Below are 22,437 nucleotides of genomic sequence, written 5' to 3' on the forward strand. Positions count from 1 at the left end.
ACCCCCGACCGCACGGCCGCGCCGGAGGAGGTGTGCCTCAGTGCCCGGCCGGCGGCACCGGCGGTACGGCGGCGCCGGGGCGTACGGGGAGCGCCTCGACGCTGTTGCCGATGAAGCTGCGCTGGCGGGGCAGTTCGGACTCGGGGACGGCGAGGTCGAGGTGGGGGAAGCGGGTGAAGAGCCGCTCCAGGGCGATCGTCGCCTCCAGCCGGGCGAGCGGGGCGCCCACGCAGTAGTGCGCGCCCTGGCCGAAGGAGAGGTGCCGGGCCGCGCCGGGCCGCGTCACGTCGAAGCGGTCGGCGTCCGGGCCGTGGAACGTCTCGTCGCGCCCGGCGGCGGTGTAGCCGGCGAGGACAGGGGTGCCCCGCGGGATCACGGTGCCGCCGAGGGCGAGGTCGCGGGTGGGGTAGCGGAACGGGAACCAGCTGACCGGGCTGTCCCAGCGCAGTGTCTCGTCCACCACGTCCGACCACGTGGCCTTGCCCTCCAGGACCAGCGCCAGCTGGTCCCGGTGGGTGCACAGGGCCCGTACGGCGTTGCTGATCAGGTTGAGGGTGGTCTCGTGGCCGGCGACCAGCATCAGGCGCATCGTGCCGATGAGTTCGGCCTCGCTGAGCCGGTCGCCGCCGTCCTCGCGGGCGGCGATCAGCGCGCTGGTCAGGTCGTCGCCCGGGGCGGCCCGGCGGGTGGCCGCGATCGTGCCGAGCAGCTCGACGAGCTCGCGTACGGCCGCCATCACCTGCGCCGGGGTGGTGTCGGTGGCGATGATCACCGTGTTGGACAGCTCGTGCAGCCGGCCGCGGTGCTCGGGGTCCACGCCGAGCAGTTCGCAGATGACGCTCATCGGGAGCGGGAGCGCGACATGGGTGCGCAGGTCCGCGACGCCGTCCGGGTCCTCGGCGGCGGCCCGGCCGAGATCGTCGAGGAGTCCGGCGGTCAGCTCCTCGATGCGCGGCCGCAGCCGCTCCACCTGGCGGGCGGTGAAGGCGTTGCCGACGAGGGAGCGCAGCCGGCGGTGGTCGGCGCCGTCGGCGGTGTGCATGCCCTGGGCGTTGGCGAAGACCCGCAGCGGCCAGTCGGCGGGGATCGTGCCGTCCTGCAGGGCCGGGCAGTGACGGGCGTCCTTGGCCACGTCGGGGTGGGCGAGGAACTCCTTGAGTTCGTCGTGCCCGAGGACGACCGCCGCGGGCACACCGCCGGGCAGGACGACGTCTGCCACCGGGCCGCGGGCCCGCAGGGCGGCGTTCAGGGCGTGCGGGCAGCCGCCGGCGGGATCGACGACATGGGCGGGCGCGGGGCTGGGGGAGGACACGTCGGACTCCTGACCGTATGAACGAATACCGGCCAACAGTGCGGTGCGGAAGGCCGGTTGCACAAGTCCGTGCCGCCGGTGTCCCGGACCGGAAACGGAGCGCGATACCGGCCGAAAGTGGCCCGGGTCGGGGTGAACAGGGAGCTACGTGCTGGTAACTTACGCGAGTTGATCAAGGTCGGGGCCCGGTTCGCGGAGCACCCGGCCCGAGCCACCCCCCCCCAAGCAAGGAACCACATTGGCACGCACCATCCGCACGATGGCCCTTCCACTCGCCCTCTCCGTCTCCGCCCTCGTGCTGCCCGCCGCCCCGGCGTTCGCCGACGCCCCCACCCCTCACCTCGACGCGGTCGAGCAGACCCTGCGTCAGGTCTCTCCGGGCCTCGAGGGCTCCGTCTGGGAGCGCACGGCGGGCAACCGGCTCGGCGCCTCCGCACCCGGCGCCGCCGACTGGCTGCTCCAGAGCCCCGGTTGCTGGGGTGACGCCGCCTGCGCCGACCGCCCCGGCTCCCGGCGCCTGCTGGAGAAGGTGCGCGAGGACATCGCCGGCGCCCGCGCCAGCGTGGACATATCCACGCTGGCCCCGTTCCCCAACGGCGGCTTCCAGGACGCGATCGTGGCCGGCCTGAAGGAGGCGGCGGAGAAGGGCAACCACCTTCAGGTCCGTGTCCTCGTCGGCGCCGCGCCGGTCTACCACGCCAACGTGAAGCCGTCCTCGTACCGCGACGAGCTGGTGAACAGGCTCGGTCCGGCGGCCGCCGACATCACCCTCAACGTGGCCTCGATGACGACGTCGAGGACCGGCTTCTCCTGGAACCACTCCAAGCTGCTGGTGGTGGACGGGAATTCGGTGATCACGGGCGGCATCAACAGCTGGAAGGACGACTACCTCGACACCACCCACCCGGTGAACGACGTCGACCTCGCGCTGTCCGGCCCGGCGGCGGGCTCCGCCGGCCGCTACCTCGACACCCTGTGGGACTTCACCTGCCGCAACAAGAGCAACTGGGCCACCGTCTGGTTCGCCTCCTCCAACGGCGCCGGATGCCTGCCCACCCTCCCGCGGCCCGCCGCCCCCGCCGGCGGAGGTGACGTCCCCGCCCTCGCGGTGGGCGGCCTCGGCGTCGGGATCCGGCAGAGCGACCCGTCCTCCTCCTTCCGGCCCGTTCTGCCGACCGCCTCCGACACCACCTGCGGATTCGGCGTGCACGACTACACCAACGCCGACCGCGACTACGACACGGTCAACCCGGAGGAGAGCGCGCTGCGCGCCCTGGTCGCCAGTGCGACCGAGCACGTCGAGATCTCCCAGCAGGACCTGCACGCGACCTGCCCGCCGCTGCCCCGCTACGACGTCCGGCTCTACGACATCCTCGCCGCGAAGCTCGCCGCCGGCGTCAAGGTGCGCATCGTCGTCAGCGACCCGGCCAACCGGGGCACCATCGGCAGCGGCGGCTACTCGCAGATCAAGTCGCTCTCCGAGGTGAGCGACGCCCTGCGCGGCCGCCTCAAGGCCCTGACCGGCGACGAGCCGAAGGCGAAGGCCGCGATGTGCCGGAACCTGCAGCTGGCCACCTTCCGCGCCTCCGACAAGCCGACCTGGGCCGACGGCAAGCCCTACGCCCAGCACCACAAGCTGGTCGCGGTCGACGACGCGGCCTTCTACATCGGCTCGAAGAACCTGTACCCCTCCTGGCTCCAGGACTTCGGCTACGTGATCGAGAGCCCCGCCGCCGCACGCCAGCTGGCGGACGGGCTGCTCGCCCCGCAGTGGACGTACTCGCAGGCGACCGCGACGTACGACTACACGCGCGGCATCTGCCAGGGCTGACGCCCGAACGATGTCCCGGGCCGGCGCGGTTGCCGGCCCGGGACATCGGCGTACCTGCGGCATGGGCGTATGTGCGTCATCGGCGTACGTGCGGCATGGGCGTACGTGCGATGTGGACGTATGTGTGTCATCGGCGGCGTGTGCCATGGGCGCGCCTGGGGCACCGGAGCGCCCGGGCCCCCGCGGCGGCAGGGTTCCTACCAGGCCCTCACCGAACGCAGCAGTTCGTGCAGATCGTGCGCGGCCTCGGCCGAGGCCAGTGTCGCGACGGCGAGGACGGTGACGGTGGCCGCGGTCAGGACGGGGTGGCGGCCCAGCGGCGGGGCGAGGAGAGCGGCGACGCGGCGCGGGACGGGGCCCGGGGTGTGACGGGTGCGCCGGCCGAGGAAGCCGAGGGCGCCGCCGGGGGTGCGGCCCGCGTGGTGCTTCGCGGCGAGCGCGGCCTTGCCGACCGCGCGGGCCACCTTGTGCCGGTCGCCCGTGACGCCGGCGGCGTTCTCGTCGGCCCAGCGTTCGATCGTGTACGCGACGGCCCGGGCGAGCGGGCGGAGCAGCGGGTTGGCGGCCGCGCCGAGCTGGGCGGTGGCGACGAAGGCGTAGTGGTGGGCGCTCAGATGGGCCCGCTCGTGGGCCAGCAGGATGCGGTGCTCGTCGGCGTCGAGGGTGTGCAGCATCCCGGTCGACACGATGACCCGGCCGGGCAGTCCGGGCAGGGCGAAGGCGTCGGGGGTCTCGTCCTCGATGACGACCAGGCCGTCGCGGGCCGGCATGCAGGCCGCGTCCAGCGCGGCGGCGGCGAGCGAGCGGACGCGCCGGACCACGAACCGCACCGCCGTCAGGGTCGCCCCGCCGAGCAGCAGGCCCGCCGCCAGGGCGACGGACAGGGCGGTGGGGTCGTCGCGCGCGGTGAGCGGGGCCCAGTGGCCCAGGGCCGCGAGCCAGGGGAGGCGGACGAGGCCGGTGACGGCGAGCAGCCCCAGGCTGAGGGTGCTCGCGGCACCGAGGACGAGCGCGGACGCGGTGAGCAGCCAGGTGCCGAGCCGCGGATCGCAGCGCTCGGAGATCAGACGGGCGCCGAGCGGGGCGAGCAGGGGGAGCAGCAGCGGCAGGTAGACGGCGACGTGCATGGCGAAGGGTCCTACCGCTGCCCGCCGCCGGTGTCGCCGAGCATCTGGCGCAGCAGGTCGGCGTCCGCGTCGGAGAGTTCGTCGGCGAAACGCGACAGGACGGCCGCGCGGTCGGGCCGGTCCTCGAGGACCGAGCGCATCCGGCGCGCGGCGAACCCGGCGTCGTCGGTGACGGGCGCGTAGGCGTAGGCCCGGCCGCGCGGAGTGCGGTGGAGCATCTCCTTGCCGTGCATGCGCGTCAGGATCGTGACGACGGTGCTGTACGTGAGCTCGCCGCCGAGCCGCTCGACCACCTCGCCGGGCGTCAGCGCCTCCCCGGCCTGTTGGAGCAGGGCGAGGATCTGCGTCTCGCGGGCGCCGTTGGGCTGTCTGGATGCCTGGTGGCGCGTGTTGCCGTCCATGGGGTTTGTCGTTCTCCCGACGATCTTCTACAGTCGCGTAAAAGTAGTTCTACGCACGCGTAAATGCCGCTCCATGAGTCTGCCATGCCCGCACGCCCCGGCGACAGCCGCCGGGCCCGGGCGCGCCACGAACCCCTCCCATCGCCAGACAGGACCCCGATGAGCGCCATCAGCCTCGGTCAGGCCACCATCCTCGGAATCGTCGAGGGCATCACCGAATTCCTGCCCATCTCCTCCACCGGGCACCTGAAGATCACCGAAGGGCTGATGGGCATCCCCGTCGACGACCCCTCCGTGGTCGGCTTCTCCGCCGTGATCCAGGTCGGTGCCATCGCCGCCGTCCTCGTCTACTTCTTCAAGGACATCGTCCGCATCGTCACCGCCTGGGTGCGCGGCCTGCGGAACAAGGAGGAGCGCTACCACCACGACTACAAGTTCGCCTGGTGGATCATCTTCGCCACCATCCCGATCGTGGTGGTCGGCCTGGCCGCCAAGCCGCTGATCGACGGCCCGCTCGCCTCCCTGTGGGTGGTGGCCGCCTCGCTCATCGTCGGCAGCGGCGTGATGTGGGCCGCCGACCAGATGGGCCGGCACAAGCGCGGCGAGGACGACACCGACCTCAGGGACGCGATGCTGGTCGGCAGCTCGCAGATCCTCGCCCTGCTCTTCCCCGGCTTCTCCCGCTCCGGCGCCACCATGTCCACGGCCCTGATGCTCGACCTCGACCGGGTCGCCGCCACCCGCCTGTCCTTCTTCCTCGGCATCCCCGCCCTCACCGGCGCCGGCATCTACGAGCTCAAGGACGCCGTCGGCTCCGGAGCGGGCGCCGGCCCGCTGGTCGTCGGCACGGCCGTCTCCTTCGTCGTCGCCTACGCGTCGATCGCCTGGCTGCTGAAGTACGTCGCCCGCCACTCCTTCAACGCCTTCGTCATCTACCGCCTGGTCGTCGGCGTGCTCCTCCTCGGCCTCCTCGGCACCGGCATCCTCGCCGCCTGATCGGCGCGCCTGTCCAGCCGGCGGCGACGGCCTGCCACCACGAACGGATCAGCGAATCACCGCACTCCGGACGTGACGCAGCGCCAGATGGCGCAGGGACCGCGCCGCCGGGGAGCGGTGGTGGGCGAGCGGCCCGATGCTGGGTGCACCGGACGCCCCGCCGCCCCCGCGGGCGTCCCTCGCCGCGCCCGAGGAGGCAACACGTGCCCGCATCCGCCCCCGCAGCCCGTACCGGACGGCGTGCCGTCCGGCGGGCCGTCGTCGCGGCCCTCGCCGCCGGAGCCGTGCTGACCGGCACGGCCGCGGCACCCGTCGCCGCCGGTGGCCCCCCGCCCGCCGGCCACGGTCCGCACGACGAGGGCCTCCGACGCGCCCTGGCCGGCCTGGTCGAGGCGCCGGGCGGACCGCCCGGCGCGATCGCCGTGCTCACCCGGGACGGTCACCGGCAGGTCTACCGGGCCGGCACGGCCGAGGTGGGCACCGGCCGGCCGCCCAGGGCCGGCGGCCACATGCGCGTCGCGAGCGCCGCCAAGGCGTTCAGCGGCGCGGTGGCCCTCAGCCTGGTGGACCGGCGCGCCCTCGCCCTCGACGACACGATCGGCGACCGCCTGCCGCACCTCCCCGCCGCCTGGCACGCCGTGACGCTGCGCCAGCTCCTCCAGCACACCAGCGGCCTGCCCGACTTCAGCCGGAGCAAGGCGTTCCAGGACATCGTCCGCGCCGACCCACGGCACCACTTCGACTCCCGCCGGCTGCTGGACTTCGTGGCCGACCAGGGCCTCGCCTTCCCGCCCGGCAGCCGCTACGCCTACTCCAACTCGGACAACATCGCCGTCGCGCTGATGGCCGAACAGGCCACCGGACGTCCGTACGAGGCGCTGCTGAACGACCTGGTGTACCGCCCGCTCGGCCTGCGCGAGACCAGCCTGCCGCAGGGCTACCGGCTGCCCCGCCCGCTCCTGCACGGCTACGACACGGCCCCCGGCGAGCCGCCCGTGGACGTCAGCGAGGCGATCAGCGCCTCCGGCGCCTGGGCCTCGGGCGGCATCGTCTCCACCCCGGCCGACCTCTCCGCCTTCATCGGCGGCTACACCGGCCCCCGGCTGCTGACCCCCGCCACCCGCCACGCCCAGCGGGACTTCCTGCCGGGCGGCGCATCCGAACCCGCCGGCCCCGGTGCCAACGCCGCCGGACTCGCCCTGTTCCGCTACACCACCCGGTGCGGCACCGTCCTCGGCCACACCGGCAACACCCCCGGCTACACCCAGTTCGCCGCCGCCACTCCCGACGGCCGACGCACCGTCACGGTCTCCGTCACCAGCCAGGTCACCCTCGACCCGGCCCTGCTCGCCCGGCTGCGGGCCGTCGAGGAGAAGTTCGTCTGCGCGCTGCTGGAGCGGGGACGGCCCTGAGTCCCGCTCAGCCGAGAACCGCGCCGGTGTAGCCGAAAGCGGGCGGGCAGGCGCCGGGCGGACCCGGGTCCCTGGCCGGCCCGGCCGGCCGATCCGGGCCGCTGGCGGACCCTGGCCTCCGGCCGGGCCGGGCCGGGGTTCGGGCCGGCCCGGCCGGGACCGGTGGGTTCGGCGACGGCTCAGGACCAGGACGCGGCCACCAACGACCGTTCCGCGGCCGCCAGGTGGACGGCCGAGGCGAGCCAGGCCCGTGCGTAGCCGTCGGCGGAGGCGTCGGACAGGCGGCCGAAGGCGTCGCGCGGGCGGCGGCCCGCCTCCGCCGTCAGCGCCTGCGCGAGCCGCGCCGCTCCGCCGAGTCCCGCCCGGGTCAGCCGGGCGACGAGCGAGGCCGCGTCCGACCCGCGGCCCGCCTCCGCCACGGCACGGCGACCGCCCGCGACACCCGTCTCCAGCAGGCGCCGCACGCGCCACAGGGGCGCGTCCGCCAGCGGGTCGGGGACCGCGGTCACCGTCCCGCGCACAGCGGCCGGCTCCGTCTCACGGGGGAAGTGCTCGCCCTGCAGCCGGTCGTAGCCCAGGTCGGCACGGCCCTTCCAGCCGTCCGGCAGCCGCAGCGTGGCCGACGCGCCCGGCACCGGCCCGACCGCCAGCGGCCGGAGCGTCGCCGCCCGGTCCAGGTCGGGACGGCCCAGCACGCGCAGCGCGAGCCCCGGGTGCTCGGCGATCCGGCGCAGGTTGACGGCGTGCGGCAGCTCCGGATGGGAGTGTGCCGGGCGCAGCCGCAGCAGCGGTCCGTCCCCTGCGACGCGGACGACGACACAGTCGCCGGCCGCCCCGAGCACCTCGACGTCGCAGCCCAGCAGACGCGGCGCCGTCCCCTCGGGCGCACCCGCATCAGCGGCACCGTCGCCGAGCACATCGGCCATCGCCTCCCGCACGGGCCGGGCGAAGAGCGCTGCGGCGGGCTCCTCGGACCAGTCCACTCCGCGCAGCGGCGTCGCGCCGACCCCGCGTCCGGCCCCCAGGCGACCGTCCGCGGAGACGGTCGCGCCCACGATCCGCAGCCCGCCGCGTGCCAGCCCGGCATGGTCGAGGACCGCGCCGCCGAGCGCCACCGACGCCGACCCCGCACCCTTCACGCGCGCGAGGCCGCCGGGACGCACGTCCGACACCGTGTACCCGGCGCCGTCCGCGCCGACGAGATGCGTGGTCACACCCCCGTACCCGGTCGCCGACAGCACCGGCTCCCGGCACAGCCCGTACACCCGCAGGCTGCCGCCCTGTTCGTAGACCCGCCGTGCCGAGCCCGCCGCACCCGCGTCGGCCGACCCGGACGCGAGCCGGGCGGCGCCGGCCAGCAACACGCGGAAGGCGTCCGCCAGGTCGCCGAGCCGTTGGCCCTCGCTCCGCTGTCGCGCGGCCCGCAGGCCCCGTACGACGCGCAGCGCGGCCGCCTCGGCCCGCGGCAGCCCCGCCAGCCGCGCGGTGTGGGCGGCGCGGAGCAGCTCGGCCTGCACCACAGCGCCACCCGCCGTCACACCTGCGGACAGCGCCTCGGCAGCGGCGTCCCACAGCGCCGCGGCGGCGCGGACCTGAGCGGCGGTGAGGGTGGTGGGAGCGGTGGGGGCGGCCGGCGTGGCCGCTTCGGCGCTCGCGCGTACGGGGCTCTCGCCGGCCGAAGGCGCCTCGGCGGTGGGCCGGGAGGCGGAGCTCGCCGCACCGCCGCCGGCGATGGGCGAGCCCTCCAAGGCCCCCGCGCCCGTGTGGGCTCCGGAGGCCTCACTCGTGCCCGAGCCCGTGCCGGAAGCTCCGCCCGCGCCGGCGGCTCCGCTCGTGCCCGTGCCACCCGATTCGCCCGAGTCGGCGGCCTCGCCCGTCCCCGTGCCGCCCGTTCCGCTCGTGCCCGCGTCGGGGTCCTCGCCCGCGTCGCCCTCCCCGTCGGAGAGCGGCGCCGCGCCGAGGACCGCGGCGCGGTGCAGGCAGCGCGGGGCGAGAAGACAGGTGCACACGGCCTGTTCCGCGCGGGTGACCGCGCCGGACGGGCCCGGGCGCAGTGTGACCGTCGCGTCCTCGCCGAAGCGGACCTCGACCGACCCGTCGGCCGCTGCGGCGGCCCGGTCGGCGCAGCCCGCGATCGCCGCGTCGAGTTTCTTGCGCAGCCGCGGGCTGAGCCGCTCGACGGCGTCGGCGAGGACGTCGGGGGCGACGGGAGGCAGGAGTTCGGTGCTCAACGGGGTTCTCCACGGAGGCGGTCGCCCACCCAGCGGGCGAGGGCGAGCGGGCTGAGGGCGGCCACCGGCATGCCGGCCGCGACGAGCTGGCGCGCCACCGAGACCGAATAGCGCGGTGTGCCGGTGTCGTCGAGTGCCGCGCAGCCCAGCAGATGGGCGCCGGAGGAGGCCAGGGCACGCACCTCGCCCAGCAGCCCGCCGAGCGGCGCGCCCTCCTCGAAGTCGCTGACCACGACGACGAGCGTGCGGCTCGGCACGGTGATCAGCGATCGTGCGTGCGCGAGTCCGGCCGCGATGTGCGTACCGCCGCCGACCCGGACCTCCAGCAGCAGCGACAGCGGATCGTCGACCCGGTCGGTCAGGTCGATCACCTGCGTGGAGAAGGCCAGGAAGTGCGTGGACAGGGTCGGCACCCCGCCCAGGACCGCGGCCGTCAGCGCCGACCAGATCACCGATGCCTCCATCGAGCCGGAGACGTCGACGACGAGGACCAGACGCCAGTCCGCCTCCTTGCTCGTCCGCGTGCTGAACACGGGCCGCTCCGGTACGACGACGAGCCGGCCGTCCTGCGTGCGGCGGGTGTGCGCGAGGTTGGCCCGCAGCGTACGGGCGAGGTCGAGGCGTCCGCCGGGCCGCCGGGTGGGGCGCGGGGTGGCCAGACCGGAGAGCGCCGGGCGCAGCCGGGTGGCCAGCTCCCGGGCGAGCTCGTCGACGAGCCGCTTCACCAGCGGCCGCAGCCGGGCGAGCTGGGCCTCGGGCATGCCGCCGACCAGGGACAGCACCGAGCCGAGCAGCTCCACCGAAGGCCGTACCGCCGCCGGATCGAGCTGCGCGAGCACGTCGGTGCGTCCCGCGTCGGCGGCCTCCGCGAGGACCTCCTCGCGTACGTCCGTGCCGAAGAGCGCCTCCAGTTCCTGCGCCCATTCCCGTGCGGTCGGGAAGGACGGGTCCTGGCCGCCGCCCTGCCCGGGTGCGCCGCCGTCCAGGTCCTGCGCGCCCTCGCCGCGCCCGCGGCCGTAGAGCTCGTCCAGGGCGTGGGCGTAGCGGCGTGCGTCGCCGGTGAGCCGCTCCTTGTGACGGCCCAGCAGCAGCCGCCAGCGGTCGGCACGGCCGAGCCGCCGGTCCGCGTCGCCCGAGTCGCCCGCGTCGGGCATGGGCGGGTGGACGGCCGCCGTGTCCGCGGACCCGGCGGAGCCGCCGTCAACCAAAGCCTCGACCGAAGCCTCGACCGAAGCCTCGGGCGAGGTCTCGGGCGAGGGAAGGAATGTGAGGCCGTCGGCCGCGTCCGTGCCCGGCAGGGCCAGGGCCTTCAGCGCGACCGATCCGGCCGCGTCGGCCGCCGCCCACAGGGCGAGCAGCTCGGGCGGGGCGTCGAGCGACAGGTCGAGCCGGTCGCCGAGCCGCTCCGTCACGGTGGTGAGGAGCCGCTCGCGCGCGGCCGGGGCGAGCGTGTCGAAGCCGCCGCGCAGGGCCGGGAGCCGGTCGAGGAACTCCTGGTCCGCCAGCGCGTCCACCCGGTCCATGAGCGGAACGAGCGCGTCCGGCGAGGCCTGGAGCAGCGGCCCGGCCGCCGTGAGCAGCCCGGCGAGACGCTTCGTCAGCGCCCGTCGCGTGTCAGGGGCGGTGGCCCCGTCGATCCAGCCGGCCGAGCGCTCGCCCAGACCGGCCGCGTCGTCCAGGTCGAGCAGCACGCGTACGGCCAGGGCGGCGCCCTGCATGAGCGGGGAGCCCTCGGCGGCCAGCTCGGCGAGGGCCCGGTCGAGCCGGAGACCCAGATGGCGTACGGCCGCACGGTCGGCCAGGGCCACCAGCGCCCCGGCGTCGGCGGGGCTGTCACTCCCGGCGAGGCCGGGCAGGGACCGTACGGCCGCCTCCAACAGCTCTTCCGTGAGCGCGCCGGCCGCCGTGCGGGCGGCCGGTGTCGTGCCGGGATAGTGACCGCGCCGCAGTCCCTCCAACAGGTCCAGGGCCTGCAGGAGTTCGGGCAGGCCGGCACTGTCGGGCAGTACGGCGGACGCCTCGCGCAGCCGCCCGTCGACCAGCTCGGGCAGGTCGCAGCGCGCGGCGGCGGACAGCCCGGCCAGAATCTGCTCCGGCGTGGGGCCACCCTCGGCGGCCTCGCGGCGCGCGGTGGCGGCGAGCGCGCCGGCGGCCGCCTGGGCCGCGGTCACCCCGCGCACTCCCGCGAGATCGAGGCGCGCCGGCACGGACGGCGTCCACGTCACTCGCCACTTCGTGCCGAGCGCCGTGCCGTCGCCCGTACCCGCCACGGCGAGCGGTTCGCCGTACGAGGCACCGATGACGAGGAGACGCTGGAGCAGCACCTCACGGCGGCCGTCCAGGGGCGAACGGAGCGGGTCGAGGCGCAGGTCGCGGCGTTCGGGGTCGTCCGGTCGGGGCAGCCGCAGCTCCGCGAGCTCGGCCTCGACGGAGGGGCCGAGACCGGACCGGGGTGCGTGCGGACTGATCCGGCCGCGCGCCGTACCGACGAACACGGCATCGAGCGCGCGGGCCAGGGCCCGGCCCCGGCCGAGCGGCTCGCCCTGGCCGAGGACGGTGCCGACGGCCTCAAGGAGCTCGCCGCGCCCGGGCGCTGGCAGCCCGCGCAGGGCGGCCAGGTCGCAGGCCAGACGCAGTGTCTCGGCGGCCTCGCCGGTCCCCGCGGTATGACCGGCGCGGCGCAACTCCCGGCACAGGCCGGTGATCGCGTCGGCAGCGGCCACCCGGATCCGCTCGGCGTCGCCGCCCGCGGTGAGCACGGCTTGCTGCCACAGCGGGTCACGGATCCCGGCGGGGTACCCGGACCGGGAGTCGAGCAGATCGAACGAGTACGGCACGAGCGACGTCACCGCCACGTCCGCATCCTCGGCCGGACCTCCGGCCCGGCCCGGCGCGGGCCGGGCCGGGACGCCCCGTCGCCCCGTCGCTCCGGAAGCGGGTCCCGCCCCGAAAGCCGGGCTCGCGGCCGCCGCCCCGGCCTCTGCCGCCCCGGCATCGGCTTCCACGGGGGAGCCCGACGGGCGCGACCCGGTCCGGGAGGGAAGAGCCTCGCGAGCCGCGTCGCCGTAGCCGGGTGCCGCACCGGCGGCTTGACCAGCCTCCGCGGCCTCCGCCGCAGTTGCTTCGTCACACACCCCGGAAGCCCCCGCCGCCGCCTCCGCCGACGAGAGCAGCGCGGGCGCGTGGAAGGCGCCGATCACGGCCGCCACCCGGCGGCCGTCCGACGCGGCGGAGGCGATCACCCGCCGCATCCGCTCCTCCCGCGCCAGGTCGGTGGCGGGGACGGCGGCGTCGCCGCGCAGGGCCCAGCCCACGCCCAGCGCGGCGCGGCGCACCGCGTCGGGGGAGCAGCCCGGAGCCAGTACCTCCACGGCACGGTCCCACAGGTCGTCGCCGTCACGGCCGGTCCCGGCGGCGGCGAGCGCCTCGGCGTACGAGCGCCGCCCCGGCCGAGTCCCGTCGCCGCGAACGGCATCGAGACCGGCGCCGGGAGAATCCCCGGCATCCGCCGAGCCACCGGCCTCCGGACGTTCCGCCTCACTGGCATCTGCCGAGCCCCCGGCGTCCGGACGTACCGCCTCACCGGCGCCCGCCTCGCCGCCGTCCGGCGCGCGCACCAGACCGGTGCCCTCCGCCGACCAGCCCGGATCGTCCAGAGGAAGGTCGCAGCACACGACCTCCACCCCGCGGTCCCTGGCCCAGCGGACCGCGGCGAGCTCCGGGGAGAAGTCGGCGAACGGATAGAACGACAGCCGTCCGCCCTCACCGGCCCCCGCCAGGGCGACGGGGGCGACGGTCTCGGGATCGGCGAGGTGCTCCAGCCAGGGCTGGAAGTCGGCCGGGAGCTCGACACAGACCACCTCGGCCCGCGCCTCCTCCAGCAGGGCGGGCACGACCGCGGCGAGAGCCGGACTGTGGTGGCGTACCCCCAGCAGGTACGGCGCGCGCGACGCGGCCAGCGTGTCCACGGCCGTTCGTGGATCGACGGTCGTCAACGCAGGCTCCCGCGCAGGTCCCAGAGCCGCCGCCACATCGCCGAGCCGGTCTCGGCGCGGCGGCGCACCGGGCCGTCCCAGTAGCCGAGGAGTCGCGCGTGGTCGGCGGGGTCGTCCTTGCGGACCACGCCCAGCAGGTGGCCCGGCAGCAGGTCGAGCACGTCACTGCCGGGCAGGTAGGCGGCCGCGACGCCCAGCGACGCCGCCACCTGCACGGCCTCGGCCGTGGACATGACCGTGCCGGGCCGCTCCACGTCCCAGCCCTCGGTGGAACGGCCGGAGCGCAGGTCGCGGAAGACGGTGACGAGGGCGTCCAGGACGGCGTCGTCGACTGCGAAGGCCGCACCCGCGCGCTGCACGGCGGCGACGGCCTGGCGGCGGATCAGGACCGCCTCGGCGTCGGCGTCGGCGATCGGGTCGACGGTCTCGAAGTTGAAGCGGCGCTTGAGCGCGGCCGACATCTCCGAGACGCCCCGGTCGCGCAGGTTGGCGGTGGCGATGACGGTGAAGCCGGGAGCGGCCCGGACCACCGCGTCCTCGGTGGCGGTCAGCTCGGGCACGCTGATGCGCCGGTCCGACAGAATGGAGACGAGGGCGTCCTGGACCTCGGGCAGACAGCGGGTGATCTCCTCGACCCGCACCACCCGGCCGGCCCGCATGGCGGCCAGGACGGGGGAGTCCACCAGCGCCTGCGGGGTGGGTCCCTGGGCGAGCAGCAGGGCGTAGTTCCAGCCGTAGCGGAACGCGTCCTCGGTGGTGCCCGCCGTGCCCTGCACGGTCAGCGCGCTCGTCCCGCTGACGGCGGCCGCGAGCAGCTCGGACAGCATCGACTTGGCGGTGCCGGGCTCACCGGTGAGCAGCAGCCCGCGCTCGCCGGCGAGGGTGACCACACAGCGTTCGACCAGCGCGCGCTCGCCCACGAACTTCGGCGCGATCACCAGCTTCGACGGCAGACCGGCGCGGCGTCGCGGCAGGGCGAGCTCCGCACCGTCGCTGCCGCAGACGAACGTGACGACCGCGCGTGGGGTGAGCGCCCAGCCGGGCGGCCGCGGGCCGGGGTCCTGGGCGGCGAGGAAGGCGAGTTCGACGGCGTGGCGTTCCTCGGCGGGCTCGCCCTGCCGGACGGGGGCGGTCTCTTCGGTGACGGTCATTCGGGTTCCTTCGGCATGGTGCGGCATACGCGTGCACGGGGGAGCGGGACAGGGGACGGGTTCGGGTACGGGAACGTGGACGGGACGGGGGGCCGGCGCGGCGCACCCGGGGTGGGCGCGCCGCGCCGGGCTGACGACGGGCAGCCGGTCAGCGGCGCCTCGGGTGCGCCGCGCGCCGGCGCCTCAGCGGCGCCGCCTCGTGCGCCGGACCTTCAGCTCCTCGAAGCGAGGGACGTCGCCGTCGAGGATCCGCTGCCACGCCCGGGCGAACAGCTCCGCGGCCGGTTCGGTCGGCACGAGAGCGCCCAGGACCGGCCGGGCGCCGGTGGCCGCCCCGTACATCGGCAGCTTCCACTGCTCGACGGGCAGGACGGGCGCCGACTGCTCGGCCCAGGCGCCGGGCAGGAACAGCGAGCGTCCGGCCCGGGCCCGTACGGCCGACACCACCAGGTCGGTGCCCGCCAGTTCGGCCCGCGCGGCCTTGAGCCGGGCCGGCTTCCATCCCGTCCACCGCGCGGTGGCGCGGTCCGTCGGGTCGGGCATGGCGAGCAGCATCAGATACAGCGTCGCCGCGTCGGCGCCCAGGCCGCGGGCCCCGGCGACCTCGGCCACGAGGCCGGGCACCGAACGCGACGGATCCTGCGGCCACCACAGCCCCTCGGCGTCCGCCTCGCCGGCCAGCGGCGCGCCCGGGTCGGCGAGGAGCCGGGCGAACGCCGGATCGTGCGCGCGCCGCAGGGCCGTCTCGACCGCGGTCGGCTGCTGATCGTCGCCGCGCAGCGCCACCAGGTACGGATCGGACCCGGTGGAGTCCAGCAGGGCGGGCCGTACGGCGGGCTGCGGCTGGCCGTCCTGCGTGGCCATCAGCACCGCGCCGTACCGCTCGTGGTCCGGAGCCGTCTCCGTCGGGGCGCCGGCCACCTTCCGGAAGTCCGCGAGGCTCGTGTAGTGCCCCGCGGAGAGCAGCAGTTCCGGCGCCGCGAGCCGCTGCCGTACGGCGGTCAGCGCGCCGGGCAGCGCCGCCCGTACCGGATCGCCCGCGGGCAGCCGGTGGGCCAGCCACGCCGTCAGGCTCATCGAACCGGTCAGCACCGCCGAGGTGAACGGCGCCTCGGCCGGCGCCACCGTCGCAGGATGGTCGCCCTCGATGCGCCACGCCACGTCGGCGCCGAGCTCCGGCGACGACGCCGGGTCGAGGAGCGCGGGGAGCGCCCGATGGACGGGCCAGCCGCTGCGCGCGCCGCGCGCGGCCTCCGCCGCCAGCCAGTCCGGCACCTGCCGGCGCCGGCCCACCTTCTCGTTCCACACGGCCGCCGCCGACACCACGTCCGGGCCCTCGCTCCACAGCCGCGCCGGGTCCTCGGGCAGGAGCGCCGCGAGCACCGCCCGCCGCACCTCGACGGAGAGGGCGCGCAGCTCGTCGCGGGCGTGTGCCGCCTCGGCCACCTTCAGTCCGAGTGTCCTGCGCAGCTCGGTCGGCAGGAAGTTGCTCTCCCAGCTGTCCACGTCGGGCATGCCCACGAGAACGATCCGGGCCAGCGCCCCGGACACACCGGTGAGCCGGCTGAACTCGTCGGCCGCCTCCGCCACGAAGGGCGCCTGCGCACGGGACCGCGCCTCCCGCAGGAAGGCGGACAGCCACCCGGCGCCGCGCGCCCGGTCGCCCACCGGCGCCTGGCCACGCACCGTGTAGGGGCCGGGCACCTCGAAACGGCCGCTCGGGTCGTGCAGCAGCGCACCCCACTCCCGCCCGTCGTCGACGCTCTCGGTGTGCTCGGTGAGGCCGAGCGCCGCGCCACCGCCCAGGGGCAGCACACTGCGGTGCGCGGCGTTGCGCGGCTGCCCGTCCGGGGTGTGCAGGTGAGGGGTCGCCAGGTGGACGCGGACCTGGCGCCAGTGACCGGCCGACTCGGCCGTCGAGGCCAGCCCGAGCGCGTCGACCCGGCCGAGGACATCGAGCAGCGCCTCCCGGTGCGCCGGGTCGCCGCCGGGCGCGACGGCCCGGTAGGCGATCGCCGCCGGCTCGTCCAGGAGCGAGACGAACGGCAGCCCGGTGTACGGCAGCGACGGCAGGTCGAAGTGCAGCCGGCCCGGCAGCGCCGCGGCGGCGGTGTCCGCCCGTACGGACGCCAGCGCCTCCAGGTAGCGGTGGGTCACGTCGCTGTCCACGCCGTAGCGGTAGTAGCCGGTGCCGACGACGCCGTGCAGCGCCTTGCCGATCAGCTGGTCGCTCGGTCCCGGGACCCGGACCTCCGCGGGCGCCGCGGCCGGGTCGAGCCGCGCGGCCACGTCGTCAAGCGCCTGCTGCTGCCGCACCGCGAAGCGCAGCACCTTCACCACACCGGCGATCAGCTCGGGCGCCGAGACCCGCGGCAGCGCAGCGCTCACGAGCCCCGGCAGGTCCGCCGCCCGCTCCGCGAGCGCCGCCGCCTTCAGCAGGGCGCCGGCCGACTCCGCGTCGGCGCCCCGCAGCGCCGCCGACCCCTGCGGATCACGCGCGCGCAGCAGGTACAGGTACGCCAGCGGCGGCAGGGCCGGACCCGCGGTCCCGTACAGCTCGTTGCGGTGGTCGCACTGCGCGGTGGCCGTCACCACACCCTCCGGGTCGCCGAGCGACAGCTCACGCCACTGCCGGGTCAGCGCCCGCGGCCGGTCGTCGCCGGGGAACGTCAGCGCGGCGACCGGCCTGCCCGCTCCCCCGGGGAGCGTGACGGACCGTCCGGTGGTGTCCTCGCCGTGGTGGCCGCCGCCGGGCAGCCGCACGACACGCCAGCCGAGGAGCCCGTCCTCGGACACCCCCTGCACCGCACCCGGCACCGCCGGGGCGGGCCGCAGCCAGGACGCCTCGGCGCACAGCTCGGCGCCGGGGGCGTGCCGCAGCAGCGCGTCGGCGAGGAAGCCGGGCTGCGAACGCCGGCCGTGGGCGCCCGACACGGGGTCGTACTCGAGCCAGCCGCCCGGGTCCTGACCGTCGCCGCCGCGCCCGTCACCGTTCTGCCACACCCAGTACGACGTGCCGTCGGACACCAGCGCGCGCTCCGCGGGCAGCTTCGTGTCGCCGCTGTGCAGGACCCCGCCGCCGGTGGTGCGGCCGCCGCCGGGCAGCTGCAGGCTGGGGTTCTCCGAACGCAGGGTCCAGTAGTCGGTGCCGGCGAGGTCGAACACCGTGTCGGGCGCGGTGTGCCAGTAGCCCCGCGGCTCGCCGCGGCCGTACGTGCTCCAGAACACCAGCAGCGCACCGTCCACGTAGTGGAAGCCCAACTGCCGCACGGACGTGGAGGGCACCCGGAGGTCGTGCGTGAGGACGGTCGAGTCGGCGTCGATGACGCGCACCCGCGTCGCGTTGGCCACGATGAGATACGGCCATGCCTCGACGACGGTCAGGCCGTCGGTGGAGTACCGCCCGGGCGCCAGCTCCGTCAGCGCCTCCTCCCACGCGGGCCAGCGCAGCTCCTCCCACAGGCCGCCCCGCAGGGTGCGCGCCACGGCCTCGCCGAGATCGGCACCGGCCGCGGCCGCGACCTCCTCGGGCGCGAGCGCGAGAGCCTCGGCCGGCAGCCACGAAAGCCGGTGGATCGCCTGCGGCAGTCCGGGCAGCCCGGCCGCCACCGACGAGACGGCCACCTCGCGCACCCACTCGGCGAGCATCGCGCGGCCCCCCGGCGAAGCGGCGAGTCGCCGCATCACGTCCGTACCGGAGGATCCGTCGTTGTAGCTGTTCGCCCCGCGCCCGAAGGCGGGCCGGAAGCGCGGGTCCGCCGCCAGCGCGACCAGGTCCCGCGGCTGCTCGCCGCGCGCCCAGTCCGACAGGTTCATGACGTTGGCACGCCGATGGCGGTCGGACTGCTCCTCGGGGTCGGCGACCGCGACCTCCAGCGAGAGCAGGAGGTCGAGCAGGTTCACGTCCTCGACACCGATCCGCAGGAACCGCTCGCCCTCGGGCCGTGCCGCCACATCACCGCGCAACCGGCCGGCCGCCCGCGCCACCAGCTCCAGCAGGGCCGGCGGCGTGTGCCGCGGCCCCCAACCGCGGTGCCGGGCGGCGTGGAAGCGCTCCAGCCAGCCCGCCGCGCCGTCGGAGCAGCGCTCTTCCTCCGGCAGCTCCGCCTCCGTGAGACCGGCGTCGGCCCCGGAGTCCGTCAGGATCCCCAGCCACAGCTCGCTCATCTCCCCGTCGTCCGCGGGCGGGGTCATCGACAGCAGCGTGCCCCGTACGGACGGCACGCGCCGGGCCAGTGCGACCAGCGCGCCGCGGTGCGACTTCCACCAGCCGGCGGCGGCCCGCAACGTGGCCGGCAGCGGCAGGAGTTCGGCGAGATAGTCCTGCTCCGCCTCCGTCCCGGACAGGCCGGCGGCACGGGCCAGCCGCCTCAGCTCCGTCGCGGCCTGCGCGGACGGCGCGAGACCGCCGGCGGTCCGGCGCACGCACAGCCGCCGGAACCGCTCGTAGGCCTCCAGTGGCGCGAGCCGCGCCGACAGCTCCTTGCCGTATCCGGTCAGGACCTTCACCGGCAGCGCGCCGGCCAGGGCGAACTCCAGGAACACGGCGTCGAGCCGGTCCTCGTCGACCGTCAGCCCGTGCTGCGCCTCGCTCGTACGGGCGCGGCCGAACAACTGGCCCGCGTACGTGGCGTTCTCGACGCCCAGGAAGATCCGCGCGGCCTGCTCGTAGAAGACCGGGAGGAAGTGCGGGACGGCCGAGGCGAGCCGCCCGGCCAGCTCCTGGCAGGCGTCCAGCGCCGCCTTGGGCTTGGTCCTGGCCTGCCGGGCCAGCCGGTCCAGCTCCGGCACGACCGCCAGGGCGTGGTGACCGTCCTCCGGGTGGTGGACCAGCACCCACTCCGGGAAGCCGAGTTCCTGACGCCGCCCGAGACCGACCACGGCCGGCTCGCCCTGCGGCTCCAGCCCCAGGAAACCGGCGGCGAGGTCCTCGGCGGGCCCGAGTTCGGCCGCCGCCAGCCGGACGACGACCCGGTCCTCGCCGAGCACCGCGTGACGGTAGGCCCGCGCGGTCAGCTCGACCGCCGAGGGGCCCGCTCCCCGCGCGTCGGCCGGCAGCACCGCCCCCGCCGCGAGCAGCTCCTTCTTGTCGTTCTCGCCGATGCCGGTCACGCGTCCCCACCCTCTTCGATCGTGCGGCCGGCGTACAGCGCCGCGGCCATGCGCATCCCCTCGGACCAGGCCACCGGCCCGACCTCGCCCAGCCGCACCGCGCGGCCGTCCTCGTCGTGCCAGCTGAGCCCGCCGGTCTCCGACTCCCCGTCCCAGTACGGCTCGCCGATCCACACCGACGCCACCGTGCCGCGGCCCCCGTCGCGCACCTTGCACGTGGCGTAGCCGCCGGACACCCGGTAGCCGAGGGTCGTGGCGCGCGCCGCGAGACCGAACCGCGAGGCGAACTTCCCGCCCGCGTAGTCCCGCACCTCCGTCGCCGACTCCGTCCGCCCGGCCCCCGGCGCATCCGCCCTGTCCGCCGCCGGCCTGACCCAGGTGGCCCGGTGGATCTGCTCCACCCGCTGCGTGATGCCGAGGTCGGCCGCGAAGTCCCGTACGTCGTCCAGGTCCGGAAGGAGCACGGGATGAGGAAGCGTCACCGTCCGCGGCGACAACCGCACGGTCTCCCCGTCGAGGTCGACCACCTTGAGCTCCCCGTCCGCCGTGACGTCCCGCAGGAAGCCGACCTCGTCCGGATCGTCGCCCACGACGGCCATGTCCCGCAGCGCCGCCCGCCACGCCTCGTCCTGCCACACCCGGGCGATCAGCTCGGTCGGAACCGGCAGCGACGACACCATCCACGCGTCGACCTGCGCCACGCACGACGCCGCATGCCGGTCCAGCCACTCGGCCAGCCGTCGCAGCCGGTCGACCTCGGCACTGTCGCGCAACGCCTTCGGCAGCGTCTTCAACTGCCGTCCCCCGACGCGCCGTGCGACCACACGCCCGTCCTCGAGGGTGATCTCGTACCCCTCACCCGCTGCCAGCCACGCCATCAGCCGTGCCCCTCCGCCTGTCCGTTCACATGTCAGCGCAGCCGGAACCAGAGGCACGAAAGCCCCTGAGCTGCGATATGTGGGGAGACTAACGAGGCCCACTGACAACGCGGGTGGGACGGTCGCGGCTCGCTGACGAGGGAACGGACGAGGGAGGGGAGGCGGACGAGGGAGGGGAGACGGACGGGGGAGGGAACGAGGGAACGGCGGGAAGGCAGCGGTGGCGAAGGCGACGACCGGCGCGTGCGAGGACGTGCGGGTGTCCCGGGCCGTGGCGGAGGCCGTGATGGCCGACGACCTGCGCGTGCGTAGGACGTGCGCCGGAACCTCAACGGGGCGTGAGCGTCCGGCGTCGGCACCGGACACTCACGCCCCGAGACGGCAGGGCCGCGGTCCCTACCCGCCGCGCCGCACGCGGGCGGCCTTGCGGGCCTCGGCCGTGCGCCGTGCCTCGGCGGACTTGCGGGAGTCGTTCTTGGCGCGGCCGGGCTTGCCCGGGACGGTGCCCATGCCCCGGAACGTGGCGCCGCGCCGGTCGCCGCCCGCGCGGCCGGACGTGCCGCCGTCGGGGGTCTGCGCGGGGGTCCTGGCTCCGGTGATGCGGCGCAGCTCGGCGTCGCCGGGGCCGGCCTTGGTGATCAGGGGCCGGACGCCCGCGTCCGCGAGGAGCCGCGCCATGTCACGGCGCTGGTCGGGCATGACCAGGGTGACGACGCTTCCGGACGCCCCGGCCCGAGCCGTACGGCCGCCGCGGTGCAGGTAGTCCTTGGCGTCGGAGGGCGGGTCGACGTTGACGACGAGGTCGAGGTCGTCGACGTGGATGCCGCGCGCCGCGACGTTCGTCGCCACCAGGACGGTGACCGCACCGGTCCGGAAGCGCTCCAGGGTGTCCGTGCGCTGCGGCTGGGACTTTCCGCCGTGCAGCGCGGCGGCCCGCACCCCGCTGTCGACCAGGTGCCGGGTGAAGCGGTCGACGGAGTGCTTCGTGTCCAGGAACATGATCACGCGCCCGTCGCGCGCCGCGATCTCCGTGGCGGTGGCGAACTTCTCGGCACCGTGGACGTGGAGCACGTGGTGCTCGACCGTGGATCCGGTCTCGTCGGTGACGTCGACGGCGTGGACCACCGGGTCCTGCAGGTAGCGGCGGACGAGCTGCTCGACGTCCCGGTCCAGCGTGGCCGAGAACAGCATCCGCTGCCCGTCGGGCCGCACCTGGTCGAGCAGCTCGGTCACCTGCGGCAGGAACCCCATGTCGGCCATCTGGTCGGCCTCGTCCAGGACCGTGATCGCCACCTGGTCGAGCCGGCAGTCCCGGCGCTCGACGAGGTCCCTGAGCCGGCCCGGAGTGGCGACCAGGACCTCGGCCCCGGCCCGCAGCTCGGTCGCCTGCCGGCCCGACTGCAGTCCGCCGACGACAGTGGCGAGGCGCAGCCTCAGGGCCCGGGCGTACGGCGTGAGCGCCTCGGTCACCTGCTGGGCCAGCTCGCGCGTCGGTACGAGGACCAGAGCGAGCGGCTTCTTGGCGTCCGCGCGCCGCCCGGCCGTGCGCGCGAGGAGCGCCAGCCCGAAGGCGAGCGTCTTGCCCGACCCGGTGCGCCCCCGGCCGAGGACGTCACGGCCCGCGAGCGCGCTCGGCAGCGTGGCGGACTGGATCGGGAACGGGGCGGTGACGCCCTGGGCGGCCAGCGTCGTCAGGACCGCCTCCGGCAGGTCCATGGCGTCGAAGCGGTCCGCGGCCGGGAGCGGCGGGGTGCCGGTGGAGCCGGTGAGATCGGCGAGGCCGGAGAGATCTCCCGTACGGTCCGAGCGGTTCATGGGTGCCATGCCTTCTTCGATGGGGTGCCCGTCAAGGAAAACACGACGGGGACGGGCGGGCCGAATCCCCCGGATGATCAGGCCGTCAAGAGCCGGATGATCGGGCGAGCCGGTCGGACGAAACGGTCCGGCGAGTCGGTCGGACGGTCGGTCGGACGAAACGTCGGACGAAACGT

At 75.8% G+C, this 22,437-nt stretch carries 12 protein-coding genes; 3 read left to right on the plus strand and 9 right to left on the minus strand.

Translation table 11 applies throughout. The features are described 5' to 3' along the window. Nucleotides 1–37: 37 nt before the first annotated feature. Entirely contained in the window at nucleotides 38–1,312 is a 1,275-nt protein-coding gene (locus ACFYU9_RS24925) for a cytochrome P450 (RefSeq protein WP_389346042.1), read from the minus strand. A gap of 259 nt (nucleotides 1,313–1,571) precedes the next feature. Here ACFYU9_RS24925 and ACFYU9_RS24930 point away from each other — a divergent pair, with 259 nt between their 5' ends. Further along, nucleotides 1,572–3,143: a phospholipase gene (locus ACFYU9_RS24930; protein ID WP_389346044.1), complete on the plus strand. Its 1,572-nt coding sequence runs from the start codon at nucleotides 1,572–1,574 to the stop codon at nucleotides 3,141–3,143. Between the two features lie 197 nt (nucleotides 3,144–3,340). Here ACFYU9_RS24930 and ACFYU9_RS24935 read toward each other — a convergent pair whose 3' ends face one another. Beyond that, nucleotides 3,341–4,270: a M56 family metallopeptidase gene (locus ACFYU9_RS24935; RefSeq protein WP_389211910.1), complete on the minus strand. Its 930-nt coding sequence runs from the start codon at nucleotides 4,268–4,270 to the stop codon at nucleotides 3,341–3,343. Between the two features lie 11 nt (nucleotides 4,271–4,281). After that, on the minus strand, nucleotides 4,282–4,671 hold the full coding sequence (locus ACFYU9_RS24940; protein WP_389211911.1) for a BlaI/MecI/CopY family transcriptional regulator: 390 nt from the start codon (nucleotides 4,669–4,671) through the stop codon (nucleotides 4,282–4,284). Between the two features lie 159 nt (nucleotides 4,672–4,830). On the opposite strand from ACFYU9_RS24940, the gene ACFYU9_RS24945 reads away from it, so the two are divergent. Then, entirely contained in the window at nucleotides 4,831–5,667 is an 837-nt protein-coding gene (locus ACFYU9_RS24945; protein WP_389211913.1) for an undecaprenyl-diphosphate phosphatase, read from the plus strand. Nucleotides 5,668–5,870: 203 nt separating this feature from the next. Next, the gene (locus ACFYU9_RS24950) at nucleotides 5,871–7,079 is read left to right on the plus strand and encodes a serine hydrolase domain-containing protein (protein ID WP_389346045.1); all 1,209 of its coding nucleotides are present in this window, start codon (nucleotides 5,871–5,873) and stop codon (nucleotides 7,077–7,079) included. A gap of 179 nt (nucleotides 7,080–7,258) precedes the next feature. On the opposite strand, the gene ACFYU9_RS24955 is transcribed toward ACFYU9_RS24950, so the two are convergent. From ACFYU9_RS24955 to ACFYU9_RS24980, 6 genes are all read right to left on the minus strand, one after another. Beyond that, entirely contained in the window at nucleotides 7,259–9,310 is a 2,052-nt protein-coding gene (locus ACFYU9_RS24955; protein ID WP_389346046.1) for a hypothetical protein, read from the minus strand. After that, nucleotides 9,307–13,305: a DUF5682 family protein gene (locus ACFYU9_RS24960; RefSeq protein WP_389346047.1), complete on the minus strand. Its 3,999-nt coding sequence runs from the start codon at nucleotides 13,303–13,305 to the stop codon at nucleotides 9,307–9,309. The genes ACFYU9_RS24955 and ACFYU9_RS24960 overlap by 4 nt, the downstream gene beginning before the upstream one ends. Beyond that, the gene (locus ACFYU9_RS24965) at nucleotides 13,302–14,456 is read right to left on the minus strand and encodes an AAA family ATPase (protein ID WP_389346048.1); all 1,155 of its coding nucleotides are present in this window, start codon (nucleotides 14,454–14,456) and stop codon (nucleotides 13,302–13,304) included. The genes ACFYU9_RS24960 and ACFYU9_RS24965 overlap by 4 nt, the downstream gene beginning before the upstream one ends. A 183-nt stretch (nucleotides 14,457–14,639) precedes the next feature. Beyond that, on the minus strand, nucleotides 14,640–19,568 hold the full coding sequence (locus ACFYU9_RS24970) for a DNA-binding protein (RefSeq protein ID WP_389346049.1): 4,929 nt from the start codon (nucleotides 19,566–19,568) through the stop codon (nucleotides 14,640–14,642). Next, the gene (locus ACFYU9_RS24975) at nucleotides 19,565–20,446 is read right to left on the minus strand and encodes a DUF4132 domain-containing protein (protein WP_389211924.1); all 882 of its coding nucleotides are present in this window, start codon (nucleotides 20,444–20,446) and stop codon (nucleotides 19,565–19,567) included. The genes ACFYU9_RS24970 and ACFYU9_RS24975 overlap by 4 nt, the downstream gene beginning before the upstream one ends. Before the next feature lie 396 nt (nucleotides 20,447–20,842). After that, nucleotides 20,843–22,261, minus strand: coding sequence for a DEAD/DEAH box helicase (locus ACFYU9_RS24980; protein WP_389346234.1), 1,419 nt, complete (start codon nucleotides 22,259–22,261; stop codon nucleotides 20,843–20,845). Nucleotides 22,262–22,437 lie beyond the last annotated feature (176 nt).

Origin of the sequence: Streptomyces sp. NPDC004327 (assembly GCF_042873935.1) — a bacterium.
In the GTDB taxonomy this organism is placed as follows: Bacteria; Actinomycetota; Actinomycetes; order Streptomycetales; family Streptomycetaceae; genus Streptomyces.